Source organism: Streptomyces sp. MA5143a (assembly GCF_900290235.1).
Classification (GTDB): Bacteria; Actinomycetota; Actinomycetes; order Streptomycetales; family Streptomycetaceae; genus Streptomyces.
Genome location: NZ_OLMK01000010.1, coordinates 167,765 through 190,134 on the forward strand (window position 1 = coordinate 167,765; position 22,370 = coordinate 190,134).

Annotated in this window: 22 protein-coding genes; 12 read left to right on the plus strand and 10 right to left on the minus strand. The window is 72.2% G+C overall.

The features are described from left to right. The first annotated feature begins 148 nt into the window (after window positions 1–148). Genes SMA5143A_RS05100 through SMA5143A_RS05110 form a run of 3 tightly spaced genes read left to right on the plus strand, consistent with a single transcriptional unit; the run spans window position 149 to window position 2,680 of the window. Entirely contained in the window at window positions 149–1,060 is a 912-nt protein-coding gene (locus SMA5143A_RS05100) for a metallophosphoesterase family protein (protein ID WP_107461715.1), read from the plus strand. Continuing rightward, window positions 1,005–1,712, plus strand: a complete 708-nt coding sequence (locus SMA5143A_RS05105; protein ID WP_107461716.1) for a 4'-phosphopantetheinyl transferase family protein — start codon at window positions 1,005–1,007, stop codon at window positions 1,710–1,712. Before SMA5143A_RS05100 ends, SMA5143A_RS05105 begins: the two co-directional genes overlap by 56 nt. Next, window positions 1,709–2,680 carry a polyprenyl synthetase family protein gene (locus tag SMA5143A_RS05110; RefSeq protein ID WP_107461717.1) on the plus strand — a complete coding sequence of 324 codons (972 nt, stop codon included), beginning with the start codon at window positions 1,709–1,711 and terminating at the stop codon, window positions 2,678–2,680. The genes SMA5143A_RS05105 and SMA5143A_RS05110 overlap by 4 nt, the downstream gene beginning before the upstream one ends. Before the next feature lie 90 nt (window positions 2,681–2,770). On the opposite strand, the gene SMA5143A_RS05115 is transcribed toward SMA5143A_RS05110, so the two are convergent. The 5 genes from SMA5143A_RS05115 to SMA5143A_RS05135 all read right to left on the minus strand — a co-directional run bounded on the left by SMA5143A_RS05115 (window position 2,771) and on the right by SMA5143A_RS05135 (window position 6,970). Continuing rightward, entirely contained in the window at window positions 2,771–2,995 is a 225-nt protein-coding gene (locus SMA5143A_RS05115; RefSeq protein WP_107461718.1) for a hypothetical protein, read from the minus strand. Between the two features lie 113 nt (window positions 2,996–3,108). Beyond that, window positions 3,109–4,533, minus strand: a complete 1,425-nt coding sequence (locus tag SMA5143A_RS05120; RefSeq protein WP_107461719.1) for an FAD-dependent oxidoreductase — start codon at window positions 4,531–4,533, stop codon at window positions 3,109–3,111. Next, window positions 4,517–5,725, minus strand: coding sequence for an MAB_1171c family putative transporter (locus SMA5143A_RS05125; protein WP_107461720.1), 1,209 nt, complete (start codon window positions 5,723–5,725; stop codon window positions 4,517–4,519). Before SMA5143A_RS05125 ends, SMA5143A_RS05120 begins: the two co-directional genes overlap by 17 nt. A 16-nt stretch (window positions 5,726–5,741) precedes the next feature. After that, window positions 5,742–6,281, minus strand: a complete 540-nt coding sequence (locus SMA5143A_RS05130; protein WP_055516033.1) for a hypothetical protein — start codon at window positions 6,279–6,281, stop codon at window positions 5,742–5,744. Between the two features lie 32 nt (window positions 6,282–6,313). Then, the gene (locus SMA5143A_RS05135) at window positions 6,314–6,970 is read right to left on the minus strand and encodes a helix-turn-helix domain-containing protein (protein ID WP_107461721.1); all 657 of its coding nucleotides are present in this window, start codon (window positions 6,968–6,970) and stop codon (window positions 6,314–6,316) included. Window positions 6,971–7,245: 275 nt separating this feature from the next. On the opposite strand from SMA5143A_RS05135, the gene SMA5143A_RS05140 reads away from it, so the two are divergent. Further along, window positions 7,246–7,929 carry an MmyB family transcriptional regulator gene (locus tag SMA5143A_RS05140; protein WP_107461722.1) on the plus strand — a complete coding sequence of 228 codons (684 nt, stop codon included), beginning with the start codon at window positions 7,246–7,248 and terminating at the stop codon, window positions 7,927–7,929. Window positions 7,930–8,010: 81 nt separating this feature from the next. Here the strand turns inward: SMA5143A_RS05140 and SMA5143A_RS05145 are convergent, their stop codons facing one another. The 5 genes from SMA5143A_RS05145 to SMA5143A_RS05170 all read right to left on the minus strand — a co-directional run bounded on the left by SMA5143A_RS05145 (window position 8,011) and on the right by SMA5143A_RS05170 (window position 13,217). Next, complete coding sequence (locus SMA5143A_RS05145) at window positions 8,011–8,964, minus strand: PDR/VanB family oxidoreductase (RefSeq protein ID WP_107461723.1); 954 nt, start codon at window positions 8,962–8,964, stop codon at window positions 8,011–8,013. Next, complete coding sequence (locus SMA5143A_RS05150; protein ID WP_055712075.1) at window positions 8,961–9,149, minus strand: hypothetical protein; 189 nt, start codon at window positions 9,147–9,149, stop codon at window positions 8,961–8,963. Before SMA5143A_RS05150 ends, SMA5143A_RS05145 begins: the two co-directional genes overlap by 4 nt. After that, window positions 9,146–10,216 carry an aromatic ring-hydroxylating dioxygenase subunit alpha gene (locus SMA5143A_RS05155; RefSeq protein WP_181361736.1) on the minus strand — a complete coding sequence of 357 codons (1,071 nt, stop codon included), beginning with the start codon at window positions 10,214–10,216 and terminating at the stop codon, window positions 9,146–9,148. Before SMA5143A_RS05155 ends, SMA5143A_RS05150 begins: the two co-directional genes overlap by 4 nt. Before the next feature lie 366 nt (window positions 10,217–10,582). Continuing rightward, a complete protein-coding gene (locus SMA5143A_RS05160; RefSeq protein WP_258193325.1) occupies window positions 10,583–11,797 on the minus strand; it encodes a hypothetical protein in 1,215 nt (404 codons plus the stop codon). Between the two features lie 511 nt (window positions 11,798–12,308). Further along, window positions 12,309–13,217, minus strand: coding sequence for a LysR family transcriptional regulator (locus tag SMA5143A_RS05170; RefSeq protein ID WP_107461725.1), 909 nt, complete (start codon window positions 13,215–13,217; stop codon window positions 12,309–12,311). A 122-nt stretch (window positions 13,218–13,339) separates the two neighbouring features. Here SMA5143A_RS05170 and SMA5143A_RS05175 point away from each other — a divergent pair, with 122 nt between their 5' ends. The 8 genes from SMA5143A_RS05175 (at window position 13,340) to SMA5143A_RS05210 (ending at window position 22,365) form a co-directional block, all read left to right on the plus strand. Further along, window positions 13,340–14,341, plus strand: coding sequence for a fumarylacetoacetate hydrolase family protein (locus SMA5143A_RS05175; protein WP_107461786.1), 1,002 nt, complete (start codon window positions 13,340–13,342; stop codon window positions 14,339–14,341). After that, window positions 14,338–15,300, plus strand: coding sequence for a cyclase family protein (locus SMA5143A_RS05180; protein ID WP_107461726.1), 963 nt, complete (start codon window positions 14,338–14,340; stop codon window positions 15,298–15,300). Before SMA5143A_RS05175 ends, SMA5143A_RS05180 begins: the two co-directional genes overlap by 4 nt. Window positions 15,301–15,323: 23 nt before the next feature. Beyond that, complete coding sequence (locus SMA5143A_RS05185; protein ID WP_107461727.1) at window positions 15,324–16,448, plus strand: FAD-dependent oxidoreductase; 1,125 nt, start codon at window positions 15,324–15,326, stop codon at window positions 16,446–16,448. Between the two features lie 20 nt (window positions 16,449–16,468). Further along, complete coding sequence (locus SMA5143A_RS05190; protein ID WP_181361742.1) at window positions 16,469–17,467, plus strand: amidohydrolase family protein; 999 nt, start codon at window positions 16,469–16,471, stop codon at window positions 17,465–17,467. Between the two features lie 25 nt (window positions 17,468–17,492). Beyond that, the gene (locus SMA5143A_RS05195) at window positions 17,493–18,431 is read left to right on the plus strand and encodes a VOC family protein (protein WP_107461728.1); all 939 of its coding nucleotides are present in this window, start codon (window positions 17,493–17,495) and stop codon (window positions 18,429–18,431) included. 13 nt (window positions 18,432–18,444) lie between these two features. Next, window positions 18,445–19,374: a fumarylacetoacetate hydrolase family protein gene (locus tag SMA5143A_RS05200; RefSeq protein WP_107461729.1), complete on the plus strand. Its 930-nt coding sequence runs from the start codon at window positions 18,445–18,447 to the stop codon at window positions 19,372–19,374. Beyond that, window positions 19,371–20,108 (plus strand): SDR family NAD(P)-dependent oxidoreductase, encoded by a 738-nt coding sequence (locus SMA5143A_RS05205; protein WP_107461730.1) that lies wholly within the window; start codon window positions 19,371–19,373, stop codon window positions 20,106–20,108. Before SMA5143A_RS05200 ends, SMA5143A_RS05205 begins: the two co-directional genes overlap by 4 nt. A 187-nt stretch (window positions 20,109–20,295) precedes the next feature. Next, a complete protein-coding gene (locus SMA5143A_RS05210) occupies window positions 20,296–22,365 on the plus strand; it encodes a phosphocholine-specific phospholipase C (protein ID WP_107461731.1) in 2,070 nt (689 codons plus the stop codon). The last annotated feature ends 5 nt before the right edge of the window (window positions 22,366–22,370 follow it).

The following is a 22,370-nucleotide window of genomic DNA, read 5'->3' on the forward strand; positions in this document are numbered from 1 at the left end:
CACCGGGACCCATGTTTCTGTCACGCGTGTGTTAACCCTCGTGCGACGGGCGTGCCGCGGCGCGGACAAGCGCTCAGCCAGTCACTCTTGTCCGTCGGTGCGCACTTGTGTTCTTGTGTTGCCATTCGGTGTCGCGGAGGGAGTGAGGGTGGAGTCGACGGTGGGCCGGCACGGGAATCTGCTGGCCATCAGCGATCTGCACATCGGCTATCCCGAGAACCGCGCCCTGGTCGAACAGATGCGCCCCGAGACGGACGACGACTGGCTCCTCGTGGCCGGTGACGTCTCCGAGAAGGTGGCCGACATCCGCTGGGCCCTCGAGACCCTCGCCGGACGCTTCGCGAAGGTGGTGTGGGCGCCGGGCAACCACGAGCTGTGGACCCACCCGAGCGATACCGTCCCCCACCGCGGTGTCGCACGGTACGAGCATCTCGTCGCGCTCTGCCGGGAGTTGGGCGTCGTCACCCCCGAGGACCCGTACCCCGTGTGGGAGGGCCCGGGCGGCCCCGTCGTCGTCGCGCCGCTGTTCCTGCTGTACGACTACTCGTTCCTGCCCCAGGGCTGCGCGACGAAGGCCGAGGGCCTGGAGTACGCGCACGGCACCGGCGTGGTCTGCACCGACGAGCACGTCCTGCACCCCGACCCGTACCCGAGCCGCGACGCCTGGTGCCGCGCCCGGGTCGCCGAGACCGAGCGCCGGCTCGCCGAGATCCCCGCCGACCTGCCCACGGTGCTGGTCAACCACTACCCCCTCGACCGGCACCCGACGAACGTCCTGCGCTACCCCGAGTTCGCCATGTGGTGCGGCACCGACCTGACGGCCGACTGGCACCGGCGCTTCCGCGTCGAGGTCATGGTCTACGGCCATCTGCACATCCCGCGGACCACCTGGCTGGACGGGGTCCGCTTCGAAGAGGTGTCCGTGGGTTACCCCCGCGAGTGGCGCCCGCGCCCGGAACCCCCGGGAAGGCTGCGCCGGATTCTGCCGATGGAGGTCGGAGCCGTTGATCGAGGAGCTGCTCCCGGAGTCGGTCGTGGCCGTGGAGGCGTACGACGATGACACGACCGGGGGAGCCGACGGGATCGAGCTGTACCCGGAGGAGGCGGCGATCGTGGCCCGCGCGGTGCCGAAGCGGCGCCGCGAGTTCGCCGTCGTCCGGGCCTGCGCCCGGCGGGCCATGGAGAAGCTCGGTGTCCCGCCGGGGCCGATCCTGCCCGGTGAGCGCGGCGCCCCCGGCTGGCCGGAGGGCCTGACCGGCAGCATGACCCACTGCGACGGGTACGCCGCCGCCGCACTGGTCCGCGCCACCGACCTCGCCTCCCTCGGCATCGACGCCGAACCCCACAGCTTCCTCCCCGAGGGCGTCCTGGAGGCCATCGCGCTCCCCCCGGAGGAGGCCCGACTGCGCCGACTCACCGCCGACCACCCCTCGGTCCACTGGGACCGGCTGCTGTTCAGCGCCAAGGAGTCCGTCTACAAGGCGTGGTTCCCGCTCACCGGCCGCTGGCTGGACTTCTCCGAGGCCGACATCGAGATGTCCGTCGACCCCGGCGGCCACGCGGGCGCTCTGCGCGCCGAACTCCTCGTTCCCGGACCGGTGGTGGACGGCCGGCGTCTGACGGCCTTCGAGGGGCGCTGGAGCGTCCGCCGTGGGCTGGTGGTGACGTCGGTGTCGGTTCCCTTCCCCCTGGAGAACGAGGCTCGCCGGTGAGTTCCCTCGCGTACGCAGACCTGCACGGACGGATGTCCGCGGAGATAGACGCGGAGATCGAACACGCCCTGGAGGAGCTGGGCCCGGCCTCCACGGCGGTACGAAGATCCATCTCCCGGCTGCTCGGCCACCAGCGCATGAAGTACCCCGTGTCGGTGCTCCCGTTGCTGGTGTACGGGGCGGAGACGGGCGCCCCCGAACCGGCCGTCCCCCTGTCGGCCGTGCACGTGCTGTGGTGGACCTCCGCGTGCTACCTCGACGACCTGGCCGACGGCCTCGGTGCGAACCCCCCTCGGGGACTCGGGGCGGACGAGGCGCTGCTCGCGGCCGTTCTCAGCGGCCAGTCCCTGCCCATCAGGGTCGTCCAGGCCCAGTCCGTCTCCGACGCCCTGCGCAACGCACTCACCTGCGAGATCGTCAACTGTGCCATCGGCGCCATGGAAGGGCAGTTGCGGGACCTCCGCGGCGACCTGGGGACGGCCTCGCCGGAATCCGTCGTCGAGACGTACCGGGGGAAGTCCGGTGCCCCCTACGGAATGATCACGGCGATGGCCGCGATCCTCGCGGGCGTCGACCACGACCGCATCGAACTGTGGCGGGAATTCGGCGAAGTCTTCGGCGTGCTCTGGCAGCTCTTCAACGACCAGGAGGATCTCCTCTCTGGCCGCGACGAGGACCTGCGCAACGGCACCGTCACGTACCTGCTCGCCTGCGCCCTCGACGAGGCGTCCCCCGGCACCCGGGACCGCCTCGTCGAACTGGGCGCCGCCGCAAGGGAGTCCGAGCCCGCGCGGGAGGAACTCCGGACGCTTCTGCTCGCCCCGGCCGTCCTCCACCGCTACGAGAAGGACCTCGGCACCTACCGCGACGAGGCGTACCGCGTCCTCGACCGGCTCGGCGGCCACGCGCACCACGTCTCGGCCCTGCGGCAGCTGGTGGACCAGTGCGCGGGGATGTATCTGACGTAGCCCCCGGCGATCGCGCTGTGCGCGCCCCGGCCCGGTGCCATGAGCCGGTCCGCCAGTGGTGCCGGCGGACCGGTCGGGCGGGGCGCAGGGTCACACCCGCGGGCACCAGCCGCGCAGCAGCCGGAAGAACTCCTCCTCGTTGCCCGCGAGACCCGCCTCCGCCAGTGCCTGCTCCGCCTCGGCGAGCGCGGCCGTCGGCACCACGGGTGGTCGGCCCTCCGGCGGCCCGTCGAACGCGGCTCGTACGGTCCCCAGCAGCCGCAGATAGGCCTGGACTGCGGTCCGCTCACGGTCGGTCGGCACGGCGGTCGGCATCGGACGGCGCTCCCCTCGATGGATGAGTGACACGCCACCAGCTTGCCGCCCGGCACTGACAATCCCGTTCTCCCGCACGCCGGTTCGCCCGGTCAGCGGACGGCGGAACCGTCCTACTGAGCCGCGCCCGGCACGATCTCCCGCTCACGGTCCGTCAGGGGCGGCCCCGGCAGCGGGTCCTTGACCGGGCCGCGCAGCACCGCCAGCACGACCTCCGGTCTGACCAGCGCGGCGGCCGGCGCGGAGAGGGTGATCACCCCGAGGAAGGCCCGGAACACCAGGGGCCGCCCCACCGCCGTCCGCATCAGCCGCTGCACATACAGCCCGAACAGCTTCTGCATCGCGTTCGGCCGCTTGCCGATGGCCTCGGGGTAGCGGATGTCCGTGCCGGTGGCCAGCTCCCAGGCGAGCGCCACCGGTACGGCGACGGCCCGCTGGATGCGGCGCGCCAGCCCCGGCGCGGTGATCCCGTGCTCGGCGACCTTCTCGCGCAGCCCGAGGGCGCCCTGCGCGGCGACCGACATCCCGTGCCCGTAGATCGGGTTGTACGTCGCCACCGCGTCGCCGATCGCCACGAACCCGTCGGGCCAGCGGGACACCTTCTCGAAGTAGCGGCGCCGGTTGATCGTGCTGCGGGTGACGACCACGTCGGTCAGGGGTTCGGCGGCGGATATCAGCTCACCCACGACGGGATGCCTGACGTTGCGTGCGAACTCGACGAACTCCTCGGCCTTCGCGGTGGGTTGACCGCCACGGGTGCCCGACAGGGTCACCAGCCAGCGTCCCCCCTCGACGGGTACGAGCGTCGCGCTCTGCGCCGGCACGGGATCCTCCGCGTTCGGCTGGACGTTCACCACCGGGTACTCCTCGGTGCCCTCGGGCGCCCGGAAGATCCGGCTGGCGTACACCAGCCCGGAGTCGACCTCCTCCATCGGCGCGGGCGGCACCCCCAGCACGTCGAGCCAGGCGGTGCCCCGCGACCCCCGCCCGGCGGCGTCCACCACCAGGTCGGCGGGCAGCAGCCGCTCCTCACCGTCGGCCATCCGCACCCGGACGCCCGTCACCCGGGACGCGTCGCCGGTCAGCCCCAGGATCTCGGTGCGCTCCAGGACGGTGACCCGGGGACCGGCCAGCAGCCGGGCGCGGACCACCGACTCCAGCAGATCCCGGCTGCACGCGATCATGAACTGCATCTCGGGCCAGCGCCGGACCCAGCCCTGCGCCGACAGCGACACCAGTCCCGTCGGCAACGGGATGCGCCGGGCCCCGGCGGCCAGCCACGCCTCCGTCACCCCGGGCAGCAGCTCCTCCATCGCGCGGGCCCCGCCGGACCACAGCAGATGGGCGTGGCGGGCCTGCGGCACACCCTTGCGGGCCTCGGGCCCGTCGGGCAGCGCGTCGCGCTCGACGACGGTGACCTCGGCGTGGTCGCGCAGCGCGGCGGCGGCCAGCAGGCCGGCCAGGCCCGCGCCGACGACGACGGCACGCCGCCCGGTGCCTGCCGCGGTGTCGTGTGGACCTCTAACGGGTTCGCTCATGGAAGTCGCTCTCTGACCTGGTCGCGACGGCCCAGGCGCGGGCGGCCGCTACGACGGGGGACTGACGCAGGGCGATGGACATCCGCACCAGGTCACGGGGGTTCTCGGCGGGCAGCGTGGGTGTGTCGGCAACCGCCGAGCTGATGACGCGGCCCTCAGGGTCGTCCTGTCGGGCCCGTACGGCGGCGGTCAACATCGCCGCGTCGGCCTCGGCCCGCGCCTGCACGGGCTCCGAACCCGCCGCGACGGCCGCCTCGTACGCCTTCGCCCGCACCTCGGAGTCGAAGTACGGGTACAGGCTGAGCATGCCGTCGTGGATGTCCGACTCCCGCTGCGTCATCTGTAGTTGCGCGGGCGCCCACCAGGAGATCCGCACCTCGTGCCCGGCCTGCGCCCACACCGGCCGCAGCTCCCGCCACAGCGGGCCCAGCCTGCGGTACGTCGACCAGGTGGTCCAGGCGTCGCCGATGCGCTGACCGGCGAGCGGCAGACAGAAGCCGACCGCGCTGACCTGGGCGCCGATCGACGCCAGCGCGGGGGCGACATACGTGCTCAGCCCGTCCAGGTCGTCGCCCTGCCAGCGGGCCGTGAGGGCGACCAGCTTGACCGCCGCGAAGGAGACGTTGACCAGATAGCCGAACGTGATGACCAGCAGCCCGGCGCGCAGCCAGCCGCTCACCTGGAGCGCCCAGCGCCAGCACATCACGTGCATGGCGAGGCCCGCGACGGTGAGCCCGGCGAGGTACAGCACGATCATCTCGCGCAGGAACGGCGTGTTGGCGTAGTACGTGTCGAAGTCCCGCACCCGCTCCACCGGCGCGTTCCCGAGCACGAACAGCACCACGATCGCCGCGCACACCCCGGCGTACCCGCCGATCCAGCGGCGCGACAGCCGCCGGGTGACCTCGGGGGGACCGCCCCGCCAGTTGGTGATCAGCACCAGGCAGGAGCCGCTGAACGCGCTCAGCAGGACGTACACCAGGGCCGCCGACATGTTGGTGACGCCGGTGAGGTGGTTGACCTCGGTGATCGTCGGGGGCGCGGCGAAGAAGAACACCAGGGACGCCAGGGTCATCAGGGCGCACACGGACCTGATGAGTGGATCGCCCCAGTTCCGCAGCAGCGCGGGCATCTTCAGGGCGAGGGCGATCGCCATCGCGGCGGCCGGTACGTAGTAGCTGTGCCCGTCCATGGTGTCGGCGGCTGCCTCAGCCCTGGGGGCCGCGGTAGCCCAGCGAGGCCCCGATCCGGCCGGCCAGGTGATCACGCCGCACGGGCCCGCGCAGCGCGGAACCGGCGAGCCACGTACGGCACTTGCTCGCGAGCAGCAGACCGAAGCTCTCCGCGTCCTGCTCGTCGGCCAGGTCGAAACGGGTCCGCGCGGCCACCTTCAGGACCGTCGCCTGGAGATCGGCGTCCACGTTCAATAAGCGCGCGGCGACCGCGGCACCCTCCGCGCCCTCCACGGGGTGGCCGCAGTGCCCGGCCTGCATGTGCCACAGCTCGTGGCCGAGGATCACCAACTGGTGGTCGGGGGCGGTGCGTTCCTCGATGACGACGAGGTCCTGCTCGGCCATGTCCAGCCACAGACCACTGGCCGTGCCGGGCGGGAAGGCGGCCGTACGGTAGTGCACGGGGCGGCCGCGGCGTCTGCTCATGGCGTCGCACAAGGCGCTGTAGAGGTCGGCGGGGTCCGCCGGCGCCGGGAGCGTCAGCTCGCCGACCAACTCGCCGCACAGACGGCGCATTTCCTTTCCGATGCCCACAGAAATTCCCCCGGTCAGGACTCGGGCCGCTTGACGCTCTCCAGCAGCATGTCCAGCCACTCCGCCACCTTGTCGCGGTGCTGGTCGGTGGGCAGCTGGGCCGCCCGCCAGGCGATGGAGCGCACACCGTGGTTCTGCAGCAGTCGTTGCAGCGGGTCGTCGGCGGCCTCGGCCGCCGCGCGCTCACGTTCGGCGAGCTGCTGGAGGAGCTCCTGCTCGGTGCGCATCAGGGCGCTCGCCAGGGCCTCCGGGTCCTCCGCGGTGAGGAAGCCGGCGTGGACCCGGAAGAAGCGCTGGATGGCGTCGCAGTGTTCCATCGTGGGCCGCCGGTCGCCGTTGATCAGGGCACCGGCCTGCTGGCGCGACATGCCCGCGCCGTCGGCGATCTCCTGCTGGGTGTACTTGCGCCCGTTGGGTTTGAGCCGGGTGCGCCGCAGCAGGTCCAGGCGTTGCAGGAAGCGGGCCTGGATGTCCGGCTCACCGGCGCGCTGCCCGCTCAGCAGGGCCTTCACCACCGCCTCGGGAACACCGGAGGCGACCGAGAGCCGACGTGTGTCGAAGACCTCGGAGGGCGCCACGCCCAGCTTGTCCGCCAACGCGGTGACACGGGCCACGACGGCCGGCAGCAGAACCGTCGCCGCGGCGTCCGGAACCTCGAAGCCATCCGTCACCGACAGATCTCCTACGTCTCTCTCAGGCCAATTTCGCGGTACTGCGGAATCCGTGGATCCAAGCCTGGCGCGAGACCCTGGTCCCGGCAAGTACACCGTGAACTGCGGGGAGACTAGCCGCTTCGTCGAACTCACATCCAGGTCTCGCCACAACTGTGGCGAGATTCAGCCGTCAACCGGCGTCGAATGCCACGATAGTTGACACGACTCCGCCGGGGGCAGGAGGATCAAGGGCGCCGCGTGAAGGCCGCAGAGGCAAGAGGGGTGACCTCCCGATGGCATATCAGGCAGGAGGGCAGCGGTCGGTACCGCGGCCCGTCCCCGACAGTCTCGAAGCCCGGGAAGCGCAGGCCTATCTGCTGGACTACGCCGCGCTGCTGGAGTCCGTCTCCTTCCCGTCCGTCGTCCTCGACCACGGCTGGGACGTCGTCCTCGCCAACTCCGCGTTCCGGAAGCTGTTCGGCGGCGTGGGCCCGCACCCCACGGCCATGCCCGGTGACAACTTCCTGCGCTTCGTGCTGTTCCACCCCGACGCCGCCACGGTCCTCGGCGACCACGAGTCCAGCTGGTGCCTGCCGATGCTCGCCCACTTCGCCGCCGCCGTGGAGCGCCACGCCCAGGACCGCGGCCTGCTGTCGATCCGCCGGGACATCGCCCAGGACCCCATCATGGACGCCGCCTACCGCCACGGCCTGCCGCACTGGCTGCGCACGGTCGGCCCCGGCGCCGCCCGGCACGACGGCGCGGTCCGTCCGCTCGTCCACCCCGACCCCCGCTGGGGCGCCACCGACTGTCGGGTCGTCGACGAGACCCCCGACACCCTCCGCGACCTCGGCTACACCCGTATGACCCTCGTGCTGCGCGAGGCCGGCCGGCCGTCCGAGTCCCCCCGCAGACACCGCCGCTCCCGGCGGGCCGTCGCGGGCCACCTCAGTGTGGTGCCCTCGCCCGGCCGGTGAGCAGCACCCCCTCCGGTACCGCCGGCGTTCAGGTCGCCGACGGCGCCGGGGGTCAATCCTTCCCCGCACGGGTCCCACCGGCTACAGGTCGAGCACCAGCCGTGGGCCCCGGCAGCGGGACACGCAGATGAGCATGGTCTCCCCGGCCTCGCGCTCCTCGTCGCTCAGCACCGAGTCACGGTGGTCGGGGGTGCCGTCCAGGACATCCGTCTCGCACGTCCCGCAGGTGCCCTCCGTGCACGAGTAGAGCACCTCGACCCCGGCGGCCCGTACGGTGTCCAGCACGGAGACCCCGACCGGCACCGTCACCGTCCTCCCCGACCGCTCCAGCACCACCTCGAACGCGCTGTCGGGGCCGGTCTCCTGCTCCTTCGGCCGGAAGCGTTCCACGCGCAACGCCCGCCCCGGACACCGCTCCTCGACCGCGTCGAGCAGCGGGCCGGGACCGCAGCAGTAGACGAGGGTGTCCTCGGGCAGTCCGTCGAGCACCGACCCCAGGTCGAGCAGGCCCGTCTCGTCCTGCGGCGCGACGGTCACCTTGTCCCCGTACGCGGCCAACTCGGCCAGGAACGCCATCGATCGACGGCTGCGCCCGCCGTACAGCAGCGACCACTCGGCGCCCGCCGCCTCGGCCGCGGCCAGCATCGGCAGGATCGGCGTGATGCCGATGCCGCCGGCCACGAACCGGTAGCGGGGCGCGCTCTCCAGGGCGAAGTTGTTGCGCGGCCCGCGCACGCGCACCTTGTCCCCCTGGCTCAACTCCGTGTGCACGAACGCCGATCCACCGCGCCCGTCGGGCTCCCGCAGGACCCCGACCCGCCAGGTGTGCCGGTCCGCCGAGTCACCGCACAGCGAGTACTGCCGCTCCAGCTCCGGGCCGAGCAGCACATCGATGTGCGCGCCGGGTCCCCAGGAGGGGAGTTCCTCGCCGAGCGGGTGGCGCAGAGCGAGGGTGAGCACGCCGTCGGCGGCCAACTCGCGGCTTTCGACGACGAGTTCGGCCTCGTACGGCGACGGGGGCGAGGACGAGGTCATGAGCTGTTCCCTTGCGGCTCGTGTCCTTGGGGGTGGGCGAGCATCCACTCCCACATCTCGATCGGGTCCTGCGAGGTGTGTTCGCGTCCGCAGTGGCAGGTGCCGTGCAGGACGTCGGTGCCCGGCAGCCAGTCCACACGGTAGATCTCACCGGTACGGAAGGGCGCGGCGGGGGAGGCGCTCACTGGACCTTCTCCACGGGCTTCGCGCCCTCCTCGACCAGCCGGGCGAGGATACGGCGGGCGGCCAGACCACCGGTGTCGATGTTGATGCTCAGCTCCTGGTAGCCGGTGCGTTCGGTGCCGAGCGTCTTCTGCAGGAGGTTGAGCGCGTCGACGTCCTGCATCACGACCGTGTGGTTGTTGTTCCGCAGGAACTCGGTGACCTCGTCGTCCTCCGTCGCCCAGTCGCGCGAGACCATCCAGAAGTCGTACACCTTGCCGTCGGTCGACGGGGTGATCGCGTACGTGACCTCGGTGTGGAAGCCGTTCGGGTCGGTGCCGTCCGCCTCGGGGACCACGCCGACCGGGGCGACCCGGCTGTGCAGCAGGTACAGACAGGGGGCGAAGTACTCGATGTCCTGCCAGCGGGTGATGCGGCCGGAGATACCGGTGGACCTGGCGTAGAACGGCGGGCACTCGGCGTCGTCCATGTGCCGGCTCACCCGGACGATGCCGGCGCCCTCGTCGACCTCGGTGGTGATCGGCGTCTCGGCGACCTCCGGGGTGCCGATGTAGCCGCCGTGCAGGTACGTCTCGTGGGACAGGTCGAGCAGGTTGTCGACGAGGAGCCCGTAGTCGGCGTCGATCGGTTCCATGCCGCGCACGGTGACCCAGCCGGGGGAGTCCAGGTGCTTGGCCCGAGGGATGGTCTGCGGGTCGGCGAGCGCCGGGTCGCCTATCCACACCCAGATCAGGGAGTCCTGCTCGACCACCGGGTACGAGGCGACCCGCGCGGTCCGCGGCACACGCTTCTGCCCCGGCACGTACACACAGGTGCCGGTCGTGTCGTACGTGAAGCCGTGGTAGCCGCACACGATCCGGTCGCCGTCGAGCCGGGTGGGGGCCTCGGACAGCGGGTACCGGCGGTGCACGCACCGGTCGTGCAGCGCGACGGGCGTGCCCTCCTCCTCCGTCCGGTAGAAGACGAGCGACTCGCCGAGGATCGTCCGGCCGAGCAACTCCCGCCCGACCTCATGGGCGTAGGCGGCGACGTACCACTGGTTCCTGGCGAAGGCGGTCATATGAGGCATGGGCTTCCCGTCCCTGTCGGCGGGGCGCCCTCGCCCCGCGTGCCGTGGTTGGACCCAGAGTCCTGACGGCGGCGGCGACTCGGCAAGACGGCTTCCGTCTGACGGAAGGGATTCGACGAAAGGGCTGGTCAGGTCGTGATCGGGAGGGAGACGGCCGGGTGCCGGTGGGTAGGCGGTGACGAAGGCACCGCCCGGGTCCGGGAGTTGACCGGCGGGCACGGCACGCACGTCGTTGGCTCCCCGCCCCCTCCCGCCGACAGTCGAGGCCGCCGACAGTCGAGGCCGCCGGCATGTGAGGCCGCCGGCAGGTGAGGCCGCCGACCGGCCGAGGCCCGCCGGTCGGCGCGGCTCGCGCTTGGCTTCGCCTCAGAGGAGGAGGCGTTCGGTGTGGGCCTCGGTGGGCGGGTAGGGGCTGGGGCTCGTCATGCCGACCGACCAGAAGCCGGTGGTGCCGGGGACGTGCGCCACGTCGTTGAGGTACGGCGCGGTCGCCGCGCCCGCCGGGCCCCGGACGACGGTCCAGGCGTCGCCGTCCCGGCGCAGGTACGTGCTGCTGCTCTGGTCCCGGAAGTTCCAGCCCGAGATCCACGCGGCGCGGCCCCGCGCGTCCCCGGCGATCCCGCTCAACGACCCGAGGGTGAAGCCCGCTTCCAGCCGGGCCCAGGCCTTGCCGTCCCAGTGGGCGAGGGCGGGATTGCCCGGTCGTCCCGGCGGCCCGCCGACACCCGCCTCGGTGCCCACCGCCCACACGTCGTCCGGTCCCGCCGCGTGGACGTCGGCGATGCCCAGGCGCAGGCCCGCGATCGCGGGCAGGACCCGCCACGCTCCGTCCCACCGGGCCACGAGGCCGGACCAGCCCCCGCCGCTCGACTGTTCACCGCTCACCCAGACCTCGCCCGGTCGCCGCACGACGACCCGGTAGAGATTGGCACTCCCGACGGGCAGCGGGTCCAGCCAACGCCACCGTCGCCCCTTCCCGTTCAGCAGCCGGAGGCTGCCGCCCCGGGTGCCGCAGACCCACACCTGCCGATCCGGGCCGACCGCCACCGACGTGAACCGGACGCCCGGTTCGCCCCTGCCGGGGAACGCTGCCTCGCGCCAGGTGGTTCCGGCCCAGCGCAGCAGCGGGCTGCCGTTCCCGGTCGGCTCGCCCACGCACCACGCCGAGGTCCTGTCGACTCCGGCGACGTCCCACAGTCGCGTGTGGGTGAGATGCGACAGGTCCGTCTTCGTCCAGGCGGTGCCGTTCCACACCATGGCCAGCCCCCGCTGCCCCTCAGGTCCGGAGAGGTTCTCCTCACCCACGGCCCACGCCAGCCGGGGCCCGGCGACGGCGATCCGGCGCAACTGCGCGGCGGGAGTGCTGCCGGGGGCCGGTACGGCCTGCCAGCCCTCGGCACGGGCCGGCACCACGGCGGCCCGCCGGGCCGGGCCCGACGATGAGGACGAGGACGAGGACGAGGACGAGGACGAGGACGGGGACGGGGACGGGGACGGGGACGGGGCTGGGGCCGGGGACGAGCCGAGCGTGAGCCCTCCGAGGGTGCCGACCGTCCCCGCCACGAATCGCCTTCGTCTCACTGCTGGATCCCTCCGAGCCGGTCGGACGCACAGGAGGCACCACCGTGAAGCAACGGCCCCGCGATTGCTAGCCATCCGCATGACAAAGCGCGGCGATCCGGCGAGGCCGTGTTCGATGAGGCGGTGTTCGATGGGGCCGTGTCCGGTGAGCCCGTATCGTGCGAGGCCGTAGGAGGAGAGGGGCCGGACGCCCTCGGCGACCGCTCGGACGGTCGGCGGGGCGACCGGGGCGGAAGCGATCCCCGTGCGGGGCGACCGGGGCGGAAGCGACCCAGCGCGGGGCGACCGGGGCGGAAGCGATCCCCGTGCGGTCCCGCCGTGCGCGCGGTGGCTCCGGCGCCGGGTGGAGACGACCAGGGGGTACCGCGCGAGCCCTGCCGGCCTCTTTCCGATCGCGATCCAGGATGCCGATCACCCGTCTCCTGGATGGTCTCGGCACCGCCATGGCGAGCGCTGCGCCCCGAACGCCACCGCGATCCGCCGAGGTCCTCCCGCCCCCCCCGACTCCCCCCTACGCCACCCCCAGCTCCGCTCCCACCCGCGCCGCCGTCTCGCGCAGCCAGATGTGGGCCGCGTCGTGGGTGTGGACGGGGTGCCACCACAGGGCTTCCTGGAGCGGGACGGCCGGGTAGGGCGCTTCCATACGGCGTACGGCGGCCACCCCGGTCATCAGTTCGGCCAGGCGCTGCTGAACCAGGGCGATCCGCCGGGTGCCGGCGACCAGGAAGGGCAGTGCCTGGAAGCTGTCGACGAAGACCTCCACGCGGGGATCGACCCCGAGCATGCTCAACTGCCGGGCGGCGGGGGCGTCGTAGGCGCGCTGGTAGACGACCCACGGCAGGCGTGCCAGGTCGTCCATGGTCAGCTGGTCGCCGACCTCGTCGTTGGTCTCGGCGACGAGGAAGACCCAGCGGTCGGCGAACAGCTCCACGGCCGGGAAGCCGCTGATGACGCCGTGCGGCATCAGCAGCCCGTCGGCCGTGCTGAGCAGGGTTCCGGTGTCCTCCGTGACGTCTCCGGGCGTGCGCTGGAACCGCAGCCGTACCCCCGGGGCCTCGGCGTGCACCCGGTGGGCGAGCTCGGCGCCGAAGACACTGAGCGCGTAGTCGGAGGTGAGCAGGGTGAACTCGTGCTCCTCGCTGTCCGGGGCGAAGTCGGCCCTGCTGGTGAAGACCCGTTCCAGCAGGTCGCACGCCGTCGCGGTGCGGTCCAGCAGGGCGCGGCCCAGGGCGGTCAGTTCGTACTGTTTGCCGGAGCGTGAGATCAGCTCGTCGTCGAAGTGCCGGCGCAGGCGGGCCAGCGCGGCGCTCATGGCCGGCTGGCTGAGCCCGACGCGCTGCCCGGCGCGGGTGACGTTGCGTTCCTCCAGCAAGGCCCGCAGGGACAGGACGAGGTTGAGATCGAGACTGGAGAGGGACACGGCGCCTCCATGGCTGGGCCGCCACTCATGGCATCTACCAGGTGGATGATCAACATCTGAAGAATCTATTTCTCAGATTAACGGTCGAGGGCCCAGATTGGTCCCACCGCAATCTGGAGGACATTCCCGTGAAACCCGCAGCCGCTTCCGCGTCCTTCTCCGGACCCTTCGCCCTCGGCTCCCTCTCCGCCCCGGGCCAGGCGTCTTTCCCCGCTCTCGTCATTCCCGGGGGACACGTACTGGACCTGCGCGCGGCCCTCGCGGAGCCCGCCCTGACGACCCGGCAGATCCTGGAACGCTGGGACGAACTCCTCCCTCGTCTGCGCGACCTCGCCGCCGACACCACAGCCCACCGGCAACCACTGGAGGGCCTGCGGGTACACGCCCCGGTCGAGCCCCGCCAGGTCTTCCAGTCCGGCGCCAACTACCGCCAGCACGTGATCGACCTCGAGGTCGCCCACCGCGCCCCCGACGACCCCCGCACGGCCGAGGAAGCACGCGCGGAGGTCGCCGCGGTCATGGACCACCGGGCCGCCGAGGACCTGCCGTACGTGTTCACCGGCCTGCCGAGCGCGATCACCGGCCCCTACGACGACGTCGTGCTCCCGCACTGGGCCGAACAGCCCGACTGGGAGCTGGAGTTGGCGGCCGTCATCGGCAGGCCCGCCCATCGGGTGTCCGTCGAGGACGCTCTGGAACACGTCGCCGGGTACACGATCGCCAACGACCTCACCGACCGGGCCACCGTCTTCCGCCGGGACATGAAGGCCATCGGCACCGACTGGCTGCGCAGCAAGAACGCGCCCGGCTTCACCCCGCTCGGCCCGTGGATCGTGCCCGCCGAGTCGATCGCCGACCCCGGTGACCTGCGCGTCACACTGAAGCTGAACGGCGACACCATGCAGGACGAGTCCACCAAGGACATGATCTTCGGCGTCGCGCGGCTCGTCTCGTACGCCTCGCAGGCCGCCCGGCTCCTGCCCGGCGACCTGGTGCTGACCGGCTCCCCGGCCGGCAACGGCCTGCACTGGGGCCGCCTGCTGCGCGACGGCGACGTGATGGACGGCACGATCACCGGGCTCGGCGCCCAGCGCACCCGCACGGTCGCCGAGACCACCCGATGACCCTCGACCGCGCCGACCCCGAGGGCGCCATCGCCGAGGCCGCCAAGGCCTGCTCCAACTGGGGGCGTTGGGGCGCCGACGACGTGCTCGGCACGCTCAACTTCCTCGACGGGGCCAAACGGCGCGAGGGCGCCGCGCTGGTCCGGCGGGGCGCCGCGTTCTCCCTCGCGCAGTCCTTCGACATGAACGGACCGCAGAAGGGCTGGCGGCGCCGCACCAACCCCGTCCACACCATGCTGGACACCGGCACCGACGCGGCCCTCGGCAACCAGGGCTTCCCGCACGGCATCGGTGGCGCCGACGACGTGATCAGCATGCCGTTGCAGTGCTCCACGCAATGGGATGGCCTCGGCCACATCTTCGACCACGGCAGGGCCTGGAACGGGCGCGACGCCGCGACCACCGTCACCTCCGAGGGAGACCTGGTCACCGGCATCGAGCACATGGCGCCGTACGTCGCGGGCCGCGGCGTCCTCCTCGACGTGGGCCGGGTCGTCGGACAGGGCGGTGAGTTGCCCGACGGGTTCGCCGTGACCGAGGAGCACCTGACGGCGACCGCCGAGGCCCACGGCGTGACCGTCGGCCGCGGGGACATCGTCGTCGTACGGACCGGACGGCTGACCCGGGCCCGCCGGGAGGGCTGGGGTGACTACGCGGGCGGCGACGCGCCCGGACTGTCGTTCACCACGGCGGGCTGGCTGCACCGCACCGAGATCGCGGCGATCGCCACCGACACCTGGGGCTTCGAGGTCCGGCCCAACGAGTTCGACCACGCCTTCCAGCCCCTGCACCAGGTCGCCATCCCCCACATCGGGCTGCTCATCGGCGAGATGTGGGACCCGGACGCCCTCGCCGCGGACTGCGCCGCCGACGGCGTGTACGCGTTCTGGCTCACCGCCGCGCCCCTGCCCGTCACCGGAGCCGTCGGCTCACCGGTCAACCCGATCGCCGTCAAGTGACCCGCCCAGCGAAGGAGCCGGCCATGGAGAGACAGAGAACCGTGCTGGTCGTCGGAGGAGGAACCTCCGGCAACGCGACGACCGTCCTGCTGCGGCGGGCCGGCATCGCCGTGGACCTCGTGGAGGCCCAGGCGGACTGGAACGTACGCGGCTCCGGCATCACCCTCCAGGGCAACGCCCTGCGGGTGCTGCGCGAGATCGGCGTCTGGGACGAGGTCCGCGAGCACGGCTTCTGCTTCGACTCCCTGGGACTGACCGCGCCCGACGGCACCGTCCTCCACGTCAGCGAGGACATCCGCACCGGCGGGGACGACCTGCCGGCCACCCTCGGCATGCGGCGCCCGGTGCTCCAGCGCATCCTCACCGACGCCGTCCGGGCCTCCGGCGCGCACGTCCGGCTCGGCACCACCGCCGAGATCCTCGCCCAGGACGGCGACGGCGTCGACGTCCGCCTCAGCGACGGCACCGAGCGCCGTTACGACCTGGTCGTGGCCGCCGACGGCCTCAACTCCGCGACCCGCGCCGCCATCGGTGTCGACGACAAGCCCGAGCCGACCGGCATGGCCATCTGGCGCACCCCGGCGCCCCGCCCGGCCGGTGTGACCCGCAGCGACCTCGCCCACGGCGGGCCGTGCTTCATCGCCGGCTACACACCCACCGGCGAGGACACCCTCTACGCGTACCTCGTGGAGCCCAACCGGGACCGCGCCACTATCCCGCCCGAGTCCTACGCGCGGGAGATGCGCCGTCTCGCCGAGGGCTACGGCGGTGTCTGGGACGAGATCCGGGCGTCGATCACCGATCCCGCGCAGGTGAACTACACCTGGTTCGACCGGCTGCTCGTCGAGGGTTCCTGGCACCGGGGCCGGGTCGTCCTCGTCGGGGACGCCGCCCACTGCTGTCCGCCCACGATGGCGCAGGGCGCGGCGATGTCCCTGGAGGACGCCTGGGTGCTGACCCAACTGCTGACGAGCGGCGCGGCCTGGGACGACGACCTGCTGACGCGCTACTACGAGCGGCGGATCGACCGGGTCAGGAAGGTCGTCGACGCCTCCGTACGGATCGGGCAGTGGCAGCTGGACGGTGTCCGCGGCGACGTACCGGCCTTGATCGGCGCCACCATGGCCGTCCTCAAGGAACTGCCGTGACCGTGCCCACCGCCGACGTCGTGACCGCACCCACCGTAGACGTCCACGCGCACGTCCTGCTGCCCGAGGTCGACGCCCTGGTCGCCGACCACCCGGGCCTCGCGAGGGCCAGGGCGCTGGACGTCCGCCGCAACGGCCCCGCCGCCCTCGCCGTCAACGGCCCCATGGTGCGCGCACGCGTCCCCAGGCTGACCGACGTGATCGTACGGCTGGCCGCGATGGACGCGCAGGGCGTGGACGTCCAGCTGGTCAGCCCGTCCCCGTCGCACTACCACCAGTGGGCGGACGAGGAGACGGCGGAGAAGGTGTACCGCCTCGCCAACGAGGCGACGGCCGCCCACTGCGCCCAGGCGCCCGGCCGGCTGCGCGGTCTGGGCCTCGTCCCCCTACAGCACCCGGAATCGGCGGTGCGCGCACTCGAACACGCCATGGACATGGGTCTGTTGGGCGTCGAGATCTCCTCGCACGCGCCGGGCAGGGAGCTGTCGGATCCGGCGTACGAACCCTTCTGGACCCGGGCCGAGGAGACGGGCGCGATCCTCTTCCTGCACCCCTTCGGCTGCACGCTCGACGAGCGCCTCGACCAGTGGTACCTGTCCAACACCGTCGGCCAGCCCACCGAGAACGCCGTCGCGCTCTCACACCTGATCTTCTCCGGGGTGCTGGACCGGCACCCGGAGCTGAAGGTCGTCGCCGCGCACGGGGGCGGCTATCTGCCCACCCACATCGGCCGCTCCGACCACGCCTGGTCGGCCCGCTCCGACGCGGGCGCGGGCTGCGCCCACCTGCCCAGCAGCTACCTCAAGCGCCTGTACTTCGACTCCCTGGTCCACGACCCGCAGGTACTGCGGGCACTGATCGGCACGGTCGGCCCGGACCGTGTGCTGCTCGGCTCCGACTTCCCCTTCGACATGGGCACCGAGGACCCCGTCGGCGCACTGCGCGCCGCACGCCTGCCCGACGACGACTTCCACGCCGTGCGCGGTGGCAACGCGACAACGCTGCTGCGCCTCACCTGACCCCCACACAGGAGGAGAACCCACCATGAGCGGACACCTGCTCACCCATCTGCGGCACGTCGACCTCGCCGTGCCCGACTACGACAAGCAGCTCGACTTCTACGCCGGTGTCTGGGGCCTGACCAAGGTCGACGAGGACTCCGGGATCTCCTTCCTCGCCGCCGAGGGCAGCCCCGAACAGTACGTGGTGCGGCTGCGCAAGGCCGAGGAGAAGCGCCTCGACCTCGTCTCGTACGGCGCTGCGAGCGCGGCGGACGTGGACACCCTCGCCGAACGACTCCTCGCGGGAGGAGTGCGGTTGATTTCCCAGCCGGGCAAGATCGACACACCCGGTGGCGGCTACGGCTTCCGCTTCTTCGACGTCGACGGCCGGACCATCGAAGTGTCCGCCGATGTGGACGTACGGCAGCACCGCAAGATCGAGGAGAAGGAGTCGATCCCGGTCAAGCTGTCGCACGTCGTGCTGAACTCGCCGGACCTGGACAGGACCCGTGAGTGGTACGAGACCCACCTCGGCTTCCGCCACTCCGACACGCTCAGCTCGCCGCACGTCGGTGACGTCATGCACTTCATGCGCATCTCCAACCAGCACCACTCCATGGCCATCGCCAAGGGCCCGCACACCTCCCTGCACCACGTCTCCTTCGAGATGCGCGGCCTGGACGAGTACATGCGCGGCTCCGGCCGCGTGATCCGCGCCGGCTTCAAGAAGGTCTGGGGGCCGGGCCGGCACCTGGCGGGCGACAACACGTTCTCGTACTTCCTGGACCCGCACGGCAACACCGTCGAGTACACGACGGAACTGGAGCTGCTGGACGAGGACACCTGGCACCCCCACGTCTACGACTTCTCCCGGCCCGAGGTCGCCGACCAGTGGGGCACCGCGAACCCGATGAACGAACTGGTCGCCAAGGAGTCGTTCAACGACGTCGACCGCGGCGTGTTCGTCGCCCCGCCGGTGTAAGGGGCGCCGACTCTTGCGCATCGCCACTTACCTGTACAGGGGGCGGCGCCACTGCGGAGTCGTCGAGGGCACCCTCGTACGGCCGCTGCCGGACGGGACCTCGCCGCTCGACGCGGCGGCGGGGGCCCGCCCGGCCGGGCCCGCCGTGCCGCTGGCCGACGTACGGCTGCTGCCGCCGCTGGAACCGCCCACCGTCCGGGACTTCGTCACCTTCGAGGAGCACGTCGAGGGCGTACGGCGCTCGGTCGACGGGGCGGGCGGGGTGCCCGACGCCTGGTACGACGCGCCGACCTTCTACTTCACCAACCCGTACGCGGTCATCGGCCCGTACGACGACGTACCCGTGCCGCCGGGCTCCGGGCTGCTGGACTTCGAGCTGGAGGTCGCCGCGGTCATCGGCCGCGCGGGCCGCGACCTCACCCCCGAACAGGCCCGTGACCACATCGTCGGCTACACGATCCTGGGCGACTGGTCCGCCCGGGACCTCCAGTCCCGTGAGATGCGGGTCGGACTCGGCCCCTGCAAGGGCAAGGACACCGCCGCCACCCTCGGCCCGTACCTCGTCACCACCGACGAACTGGAGGAGTTCCGGGACGCCGACGGCTTCCTGCGGCTGGCCCTGACCGCCTCGGTGAACGGCGAGGTCGTCGGGCGGGACCTGCTGTCGAACATGAGCTGGACCTTCGAGGAGATGACCGCCTACGCCTCCCGGGGCACCTGGGTGCGCCCCGGCGACGTCCTCGGCTCGGGCACCTGCGGCAACGGCGGCTGCCTCGCCGAACTGTGGGGCGTACGGGGCGAGGCGTTCCCGCCGCCGCTGAGGCCCGGCGACACCGTCACCCTCACCGTCGAGGGCATCGGCACGGTCTCCAACACGGTGGTCCCGGGCGCCGATCCGGTGCCGCTGCCGACCGCCCGCCGACGCACCCGGGAGCGGCCGTGAGCACGAGGGGGAGGCTCGCCGGGAAGGTGGTCGTCGTCACCGGCGCCGCGCGCGGCCAGGGCGCCGCCGAGGCCGAGGCACTGGCCGGGGCGGGCGCCCGGGTCGTCGCCACGGACGCGCGACCGGAGGGCGACTGCCGCCGCCTCGACGTCACCAGCGAGCGCGAGTGGACCGAACTCGCCGGCTGGCTGCGGGAGTCGTACGGGCAGGTGCACGGCCTCGTCAACAACGCGGGCGTCACCTGGCGCGCCCGCGTCGGCGACGTCCGCCCCGAGGACTTCGCCCGCGTCCACGCCGTCAACGTCACCGGCCCGCTGCTGGGGATCCAGCACCTGGCCCCGCTGATGCCGCCCGGTTCGTCCGTCGTCAACGTCGGCTCCTCCGCCGCGCTCACCGGCCACTACCCGGTCGCCTACACGGCCAGCAAGTGGGCGCTGCGCGGGCTGTCGAAGGCCGCCGCCACGGAACTCGGGCCCCGGGGCATCCGCGTGAACACCATCCACCCCGGCTTCATCGAGACCGACATGACCGCCTCGGCCGCGCCCGCCTTCCGCGAGGCGAACCTCCGTGAGACACCGCTCGGCCGGGTCGGCACCGTCCACGAGGTCGCCCCGCTCGTGGTGTTCCTGCTCTCCGACGACGCCTCCTTCATCACCGGGGCCGAGATCCCGGTCGACGGCGGCCTCACCGCGCACGGCGGCGCCAAGTCCCTCTCGGACGCGCTGCGCACCTAGGTGTATTGACCCGCCCGGCGCTGTTCGCGTCGTGGTCCCCGCTGGGTCACATCCGCGCCACGGACCCTTCCCCGGCATTCGTTCCTCTTGGACCATTCCCCCGGGGGCGCTTCGAGAGCCCCGCGCAGCACCCCCGGCGCGCAGGTCACATCCGACGCACCACGTCAGGACAAGAGGTCATCCACCCATGCCTGAAGTCAACCGGCGGCGATTCCTCCAGGTAGCGGGCGCCACCACGGCGTTCACCGCTCTGTCGGCCAGCATCCAGCGGGCCGCGGCACTGCCCGCGCACCACCGTTCCGGCACCATCGAGGACGTCGAGCACATCGTCGTCCTCATGCAGGAGAACCGGTCCTTCGACCACTACTTCGGCTCGCTGAGAGGCGTACGCGGCTTCGGTGACCCGCATCCGGTCACGCTGGACAACGGCAAGACGGTGTGGCACCAGTCGGACGGCACCAAGGACGTCCTGCCGTTCCACCCCGAGGCCGACGACCTCGGCATGCGGTTCCTGGAGGGCCTGCCGCACGGCTGGCCCGACGGGCACGCCGCCTACAACGGCGGCAAGTACGACAGGTGGGTGCCCGCCAAGGGCACCACGACCATGGCGTATCTGACCCGCGAGGACATCCCGTTCCACTACGCACTCGCCGACACCTTCACCGTCTGCGACGCGTACCACTGCTCGTTCATCGGCTCCACCGACCCGAACCGCTACTACATGTGGTCCGGCTGCACCGGCAACGACGGCACCGGCGGCGGCCCCGTCCTCGGCAACGACGAACGCGGCTACGGCTGGACGACGTACCCCGAGCGCCTCGAAGCGGCCGGGATCTCCTGGAAGATCTACCAGGACATCGGTGACGGCCTGGACGCGGCCGGTTCCTGGGGCTGGATCGCCGACGCCTACCGGGGCAACTACGGCGACAACTCCCTGCTCTACTTCGACAAGTACCGCGACGCCAAGCCCGGCGACCCCTGGTACGACAAGGCCCGCACCGGTACGAACGTCAAGGCCGGCGACGGCTACTTCGACCAGCTGAAGGCGGACGTGAAGGCGGGCCGGCTGCCGCAGGTCTCCTGGATCGCGGCGCCCGAGGCGTTCTCCGAGCACTCCAACTGGCCCTCGAACTACGGCGCCTGGTACATCGCCCAGGTCCTCGACGCGCTCACCTCCGACCCGGGCGTCTGGGCGCGGACCGCGCTGTTCATCACGTACGACGAGAACGACGGGTTCTTCGACCACGTCGTGCCGCCGCTGCCGCCGCGCTCGGCCGCGCAGGGCAGGTCGACCGTCGACGTCGGCCTGGACCTGTTCGCCGGGAGTGCGACGCACGTCGCCGGGCCGTACGGGCTCGGACCGAGGGTGCCGATGCTGGTGGTGTCGCCGTGGAGCAAGGGCGGCTTCGTGTGCTCCGAGACGTTCGACCACACGTCGATCGTGCGGTTCATGGAGCGCCGCTTCGGGGTGCGGGAGCCCAACATCTCGCCGTGGCGGCGCGCCGTCTGCGGTGACCTGACGTCCGCGTTCGACTTCTCCCGCAAGGACAGCCGGCCGGCCGCGCTGCCCGACACGGACGCGTACGAGCCGCCGGACCGCGAACGGCACCCCGACTACCGGCCGACCGTGCCCGCCGACCCGAGCATGCCGAGGCAGGAGCGGGGCCTGCGGCCCGCACGGCCGCTCCTGTACGCGCCCAGGGTGGACGGTTCGGCCGACCCGGCCGCCGGGACCTTCACGCTCACCTTCGCCTCCGGCGCGAGGGCCGGTGCCGCGTTCCTCGTCACCTCCGGCAACCGCGCGGACGGGCCGTGGACGTACACCACCGGGGCGGGCACAACCCTCTCCGACAGATGGAACCTGGCGGCCTCCGGCGGCTCCTACGACCTCACGGTGCACGGCCCGAACGGCTTCCTGCGCGTCTTCGAGGGGCCGGGCACGGGCCCGTCGGCCGGGCTGGAGGTCACCGCGCGGCCTGTCGGCGGTGACCTGGAACTGACCTTCACCAACAAGGGTTCCGCCGCGCTGAGCCTGAGGATCCGCAGCGGGTACGGCGCCGGTCGGGGCCGTACCTTCCGGGTGCGGGCCGGGGCCACCGTCCGGCGCGTCGTGGATCTCCGGGCGAGCCACCGCTGGTACGACCTGACGGTGACCACGTCGGCGGCCCCCGGCTACGTCCGCCGCTTCGCGGGCCATGTGGAGAACGGCCGGGTGGGCGTGAGCGACCCGGCGCTGGGCCGGAAGGCCGACGCCTGACGGTC